5 protein-coding genes and 1 pseudogene are annotated in these 6,261 nt (G+C 63.5%); all 6 read right to left on the reverse strand.

The genetic code is table 11. The features are described from left to right. The coding region (locus ACOVRJ_RS11865) for a beta-ketoacyl synthase N-terminal-like domain-containing protein (protein WP_422044060.1) at window positions 1-371 on the reverse strand (371 nt) is incomplete at its 3' end. Window positions 372-398: 27 nt separating this feature from the next. Continuing rightward, window positions 399-2,519, reverse strand: coding sequence for a 3-hydroxyacyl-CoA dehydrogenase NAD-binding domain-containing protein (locus tag ACOVRJ_RS11870; RefSeq protein WP_422044061.1), 2,121 nt, complete (start codon window positions 2,517-2,519; stop codon window positions 399-401). 183 nt (window positions 2,520-2,702) lie between these two features. Beyond that, window positions 2,703-4,202: a nitrogen regulation protein NR(I) gene (ntrC, locus tag ACOVRJ_RS11875; RefSeq protein ID WP_422044062.1), complete on the reverse strand. Its 1,500-nt coding sequence runs from the start codon at window positions 4,200-4,202 to the stop codon at window positions 2,703-2,705. 44 nt (window positions 4,203-4,246) lie between these two features. Next, entirely contained in the window at window positions 4,247-5,359 is a 1,113-nt protein-coding gene (gene glnL, locus ACOVRJ_RS11880) for a nitrogen regulation protein NR(II) (RefSeq protein WP_422044063.1), read from the reverse strand. Window positions 5,360-5,404: 45 nt separating this feature from the next. Further along, window positions 5,405-5,941: a hypothetical protein gene (locus ACOVRJ_RS11885; protein WP_422044064.1), complete on the reverse strand. Its 537-nt coding sequence runs from the start codon at window positions 5,939-5,941 to the stop codon at window positions 5,405-5,407. Between the two features lie 177 nt (window positions 5,942-6,118). After that, window positions 6,119-6,261 (reverse strand): annotated as a pseudogene (gene glnA / locus ACOVRJ_RS11890) (glutamine synthetase); the annotation flags it as partial.

Below are 6,261 nucleotides of genomic sequence, written 5' to 3' on the forward strand. Positions count from 1 at the left end.
TGCACGCAGGAGATGCTCTCCACGCCGCCGGCCACATACACATCGCCCTCGCCGGCGATGATGCGCTGCGCCGCCATCGCAATCGTCTGCAGCCCACTCGAGCAGAAACGATTGATGGTGACGCCGCTGACGGTGATCGGCAGGCCGGCGCGCAGCGCGATCTGGCGCGCGATATTGCTGCCGGTGGCGCCCTCGGGTGTCGCGCATCCCATCAAGACGTCTTCGATCTCGGCGGCGTCAACACCGCTGCGCGCCACGGCGGCGGCCACCGCGTGGCCACCCAAGGTGGCGCCATGGGTCATATTGAAAGCGCCCTTCCAGCTCTTGGCCAGGGGGGTGCGTGCGGTCGAAACAATCAGTGCTTGGCTCATGGTCTTGATTCCTATTGGCGCTGCGGCTCAGGCGGTGAAGGTGCCGCCTTCGGCGACCAAACGGGCCAGCAAGGGCGCCGGCTCCCAGAACTTTGCGTCATCCATGGGGTTCTTGGCAAAGCGCTTCATCGCCTGCACCACATTGAACAAGCCCATGGTGTCGGCATAGCACATCGGGCCACCGCGCCAGAGCGGGAAGCCATAGCCCGTCAGGTAGACCATGTCCACATCCGAAGCCCGCTGAGCAATGCCTTCCTCAAGCAAATGGGCCGCCTCGTTGACCAAGGCATAGACCAGGCGTTGAACGATCTCCTCATCACGGATCTGACGCGGCGCCACCGTCACATCCTGCCCCAGCGAGGCCCGGTGCTTGAGCAGCATCTCGGCCACCACGGGGGATGGCATCGCATCACGCTGACCGGTCTGATAGTCGTACCAGCCGGCTTGCGTCTTCTGACCGTAGCGACCCAGTTCGCAAAGACAGTCGGCGCTGGCCGAATAGCGCAACTCGGGCTTCTCCACATAACGGCGCTTGCGGATGGACCAGCCGATGTCATTGCCAGCCAAATCGCCCATGCGGAAGGGGCCCATGGCAAAACCAAACTTCTCCGCCGCACGGTCCACCTGCTCGGGGCTGCAGCCCTCGTCCAGCAAGAAACCGGCCTGCCGGAAGTACTGCTCGATCATGCGGTTGCCGATGAAGCCATCGCAAACCCCCGAAACCACCGCCGTCTTGCGGATCTTTTTGGCCATGGCCATCACCGTGGCCAAGACGTCTTTGCCGGTGGCCGCACCGCGCACCACCTCCAGCAGCTTCATCACATGGGCGGGGCTGAAGAAATGCAGGCCCACCACGTCTTGCGGACGCTGGGTGAACTGGGCAATCGTGTTGATGTCCAGTGTGGAGGTGTTGCTGGCCAGAATGGCACCGGGCTTCATCACTGCGTCCAGCTGCTTGAAGACCGCCTCTTTGACGCTCATCTCCTCGAACACCGCTTCGATCACCAAATCGGCTTGGGCGATGTCGGCGTAATTCAGCGTGCTGCTGAGCAGGCCCATGCGCTGCTGGAATTTGTCTTCCTTCAGCTTGCCCTTTTTGACCTGGGCTTCGTAGTTCTTGCGGATGGTGGCCAGGCCACGGTCCAAGGCCTCTTGCTTGGTTTCCAAAATGATGACGGGGATGCCGGCATTCAGGAAATTCATGCTGATGCCGCCGCCCATGGTGCCGGCGCCGATGACGGCGACGCGCTCGATCTTGCGAAGCGGCGTGTCGCTGGGCACATCAGCGATCTTGCTGGTGGCCCGCTCGGCGAAGAAGGCGTGGCGCAGCGCCTTGGACTCGGGCGTCATCATCAGCGCGGCAAAGCCCTCACGCTCGGCGCGAATGCCATCGTCGAACTTCATCGTCACCGCAGCGGCCACCGCCTCCAGGCAGCGCAGTGGCGCCGGGAAGTTACGGCTCTGCGCACCCACCATATTGCGTGCGAATTGAAAGTAAGCCTGCGGATCGACCTTGGCGTCGGTCAGTCTGGCTTTCAAGTCACGCACCCGCGGCAGGGGACGCTGCGGCGCCACCTCGGCGGCAAAGGCCAACGCCTCCTCCAACAAGTCGCCCTGCGCCATGCGATGGAACAGTTGCTGGCCGGGGACCTGGGCCAGCAATTCGCTGAGCACCGGCTCGCCGCTGACGATCATGTTCAGTGCTGGCTCCACGCCCAGCGCACGCGGCAAACGCTGGGTGCCGCCAGCCCCAGGCAGCAGCCCCAACTTGACCTCGGGCAGCGCCACCTTGGTGCCGACGGCGGCAATCCGGTAATGGCAAGCCAAGGCCAATTCCAGGCCGCCGCCCATGCACACCGAATGGATGGCCGCCACGACCGGCTTGGCACAGGCTTCCACCAACAAGACCAGGCTCAGCAAATTGGGCTCGGCCAGGGCCTTGGGGCTGCCAAATTCCTTGATGTCGGCACCGCCCGAGAAGGCCGCGCCCGCGCCGGTGATGACGATGGCCTGCACGGCCGCATCCGACTCGGCTTGCTCAATCGCACTGGCGATGGCCTTGCGGGTGGCAAAGCCCATGCCATTGACCGGCGGGTTGTTCAAGGTGATCACGGCCACCGGGCCGCGGACTTGGTAGCTGGCTGTCATGCTGTCCCCTGGTTGAACGCCGATGGCCGAGCCATCGGGCATCGAGGCAGCGCCGGTGCTGTTCAGCCCTGCCTCTGAAAATAGAACGATCGTTCGATTCTAGGCAGCATTCGGGCGACAAAGATGTCTTGGCCGTGACAGCTCGGGTTTATGCGGAGGGGCGCCTGCGCAGCAAACCAACACTCAGGCGTCCAGGCCCAGCTCTTGAATCTTGCGCGTGATGGTGTTGCGGCCAATGCCCAGCTTTTGCGCCGCCTCGATGCGGCGTCCGCGGGTCAGCTCCAGCGCCGCAAGAATCAGGCTGGCCTCAAAGCGCCGGGTCAAGACATCCCAAACATCCGGCTCACCGGCGGCCAGCAAGCGCCTGGCCTCGCGTGCCATTTCGCCAACCCAGGCGTCCGGGCCGGCGGCAAAACTGGGCATCACCGCCGCCACCGCCCCCGCTTGCGGCAAGGCGGGATGGGCCTGCTTGCGCGACAGTTCGGGCTCGTCGACCAGCGCCAAATCGACCGGCAGACTCGACCCAGACGGCTGCAGCAGCTCCTGCGGCAGGTCTTTGGCCTCGACCATCTGGCTCGGCGCCATCACGCTGAGCCAATGACAGATGTTCTCCAACTGCCGCACATTGCCCGGGAAGTCAAAGCCGGTCAGCTGCGCCAAGGCCGCATCACTCAGGCGCTTGGGTTCCACGCCGAGCTCGGCCGCGCTGCGTTGCAAGAAAAAGCGCGCCAAGACCGGGATGTCTTCGCGGCGCTCGCGCAGCGCCGGCAGGCGCAGGCGAATCACATTCAGACGGTGGAACAGGTCTTCACGAAAAGCGCCCTGACGCACCCGCGCTTCAAGATTTTGGTGCGTGGCTGCAATCACCCGCACATTGCTGCGCAAAGGGCTGTGGCCGCCGACGCGGTAGAACTGGCCATCGGACAAGACCCGCAGCAGCCGCGTCTGCAACTCCAGCGGCATATCGCCGATTTCGTCCAAGAACAAAGTGCCACCATCCGCTTGCTCAAAGCGCCCACGGCGCGTGGCCTGGGCGCCGGTGAAGGCTCCGCGCTCGTGACCGAAAAGCTCGCTTTCCAACAAGTCCTTGGGAATGGCCGCGGTGTTGATGGCGACAAACGGGCCTTCGGCGCGTGGGCTGTGTTTGTGCAGGGCGCGCGCGACCAATTCCTTGCCGGAGCCCGACTCCCCGGTGATCAGCACCGTGACATGACTCTGACTCAAGCGGCCGATGGCCCGAAACACATCCTGCATGGCCGGGGCCTGACCCAGCATCTCGGGCACTTCGGCCGCAGTTTCCTCGCCCTTGGCTTCTTCGCGCTGGCTTTCTTCTTGAGCGCGCCGGATCAACTCGACCGCGCGCGGCAAATCAAAAGGCTTGGGCAGGTACTCGAAGGCGCCGCCTTGGAAGGCGGAGACCGCACTGTCGAGATCCGAATAGGCCGTCATGATGATGACCGGCAGCTGCGGCAAGCGGGCCTTGACCTTGGCCAAGAGGTCAAGACCTGACCCTCCCGGCATGCGGATGTCGGACACCAGCACCTGCGGGCTGTCTTCATCCAGGGCCGCCAACAGATCGCGCGCATTGCTGAAGCAGCGCACCGGCAGGCCCTCGCGGCTGAGCGCTTTCTCCAGCACGAAGCGGATGGAATGGTCGTCGTCTACAACCCAGATCGATTTCATGCAAAGGCTTCCAAAGGCAATTCAGCGCATCTGACTTGCCCGGTTCAGGGCAAGGGCAAAGTCAATCGAAAATCCGTTCGGCCCGGTTCACTCTCACAGTCCAACATGCCTTGGTGTTGCTGAGCAATCGTCTGTGAAAGTGTCAGACCCAAACCCGAGCCGCCATCACGCCCCGACACCAGCGGGAAAAAGATGCGGTCTCGAATCTCGGCCGGCACACCGGGTCCGTTGTCCTCCACATGCAATTCCAATGCCAGGCGCCAACGCTGCTTGCCGATGGTGACCTGGCGAGCCACTCGGGTGCGCAATCGAATGCAGGCCGGCTCCTCCGAACTGGCCTCAGCAATGCGCGATTGCAGGGCCTGCGCGGCGTTCTGAACGATGTTCAGCACCGCCTGAATCAGCTGTTCGCGATCGCCCCGGAAGTCGGGCAGCGAGGTGTCGTAGTCACGAATGACCTTCAATCCACGCGGATATTCCACCAAGATCAGCGCCCTGACCCGCTCGCAAACCTCGTGGATATTGACATCGCCCAAGACCGGGGCATGCCGGTGCGGTGCGAGCAAGCGATCGACCAAGGATTGCAGGCGATCCACTTCATGGATGATGACCTGGGTGTACTCGGCCAGCTCGGGCCCGAGCTCGGTGGGCGCCAACTCCATGGCCAGCAACTGCGCCGCGCCACGGATGCCGCCCAACGGGTTCTTGATCTCATGGGCCAGATTGCGGGTCAGCTCTTTGGTGGCTTGCACCTGGTCGAGCGTGCGCTCCTCGCGGTCTTGGCGGTTTTGCTGCGCGTTCTCAATCAACTCGACCAAGACCTGGGCTTCGGAGTCCATCTGCGACACGATCACATGCACCGGCAGCAAATCCTCGAACTGGCGCCCTGCGCGGCGCAGCATGGCGTCGAAACGGCTGCTGGAATAGGCATTCCGAGCCACGCCACGAACGGTGTCGCTCAGCCGGCTGGCGTCGGCAAACCAGTCGTAGAGATTGCTGCGCTCCACCGCCCGGCGCGACAGGCGCATCACATTCTCAAAGGCCGCGTTGGCGAACAGGCATTCACCATCGGGCTTGACCACAGCCACCATGGTGGCCAGGGTGTCAAAGGCTTCAAATCCGCTGGAGGACGCGCAGACAGGTCGGTACTCGGTCATGATGTCTGAGCCCGAAGCCCCAACACCCGCGAGTGGCTGAGGCCGTCAAGGCAATTTGCTGATCTCGCGCTTGAGCGCTTGAACATCGGTTTCCTGACGCACGATGCTGGCCTTGAGCTCAGCCATGCGGTCCAGGTACTTTTGATAATTGCGCTCATCGCCACGCCGCTCAGACGCGCTGCCCGCAAAGTCGCGCTGCAAGGAAGCCAAGCGTTCCTCGGCCTCGCGCAACTCCGTTTCCAGCACACGCCTGCGCTCGCTGTCGCGCGCGCGCTGCTGATTCGGGTCGACCCTGCCATCTGTGCTGCCCCGCGCGGCCTCGCCGCTTGGGGTCGCGGGAGCCGCAGGTGCCGATGCGTTGGCACGCGGCCGCGGCCCTTGAAGCACCGTGATCGGCGTTCCTTCGATCGAACGACAACCCCGGTCCTGGGCCTCCTTGGCGGACAGCGCGTCGGTATAGAGCACCGGCGGCCCTGGGCAGCGGTAGACCGTGGACTGGGCCACGGCCGTGCCGCTTTGCATCGCCAGCAAGACCAGCGCGGCCAACAAGCTCAATCGTGAGGTACGGGGTCGAATCAGCATGGCGGCATTGTGGCGTATCGCGCGCCCCAAAAGCACGCAAATAGGCGCTCTTTGCAGCCCCAATGTCGAACACCGCTGTGTCGCACCCAAAGAAAAGGGACGACCGAAGTCGTCCCTGGTTCGCGCCTTGCGGGCCGAGCGACGTCACGTGAGATTCACGCACGCCGCTCACCGGCATTACAGCGAGTAATACATATCGAATTCGACCGGGTGCGTGGCCATGCGCAGACGGGTCACTTCCTGCATCTTCAGCTCGATGTAGGCGTCGATGTAGGCATCGGTGAACACGCCACCCTTGGTCAGGAACGCGCGGTCCTTGT

Source organism: Roseateles sp., from assembly GCF_049240545.1.
Taxonomy (GTDB): domain Bacteria; phylum Pseudomonadota; class Gammaproteobacteria; order Burkholderiales; family Burkholderiaceae_C; genus Paucibacter_A.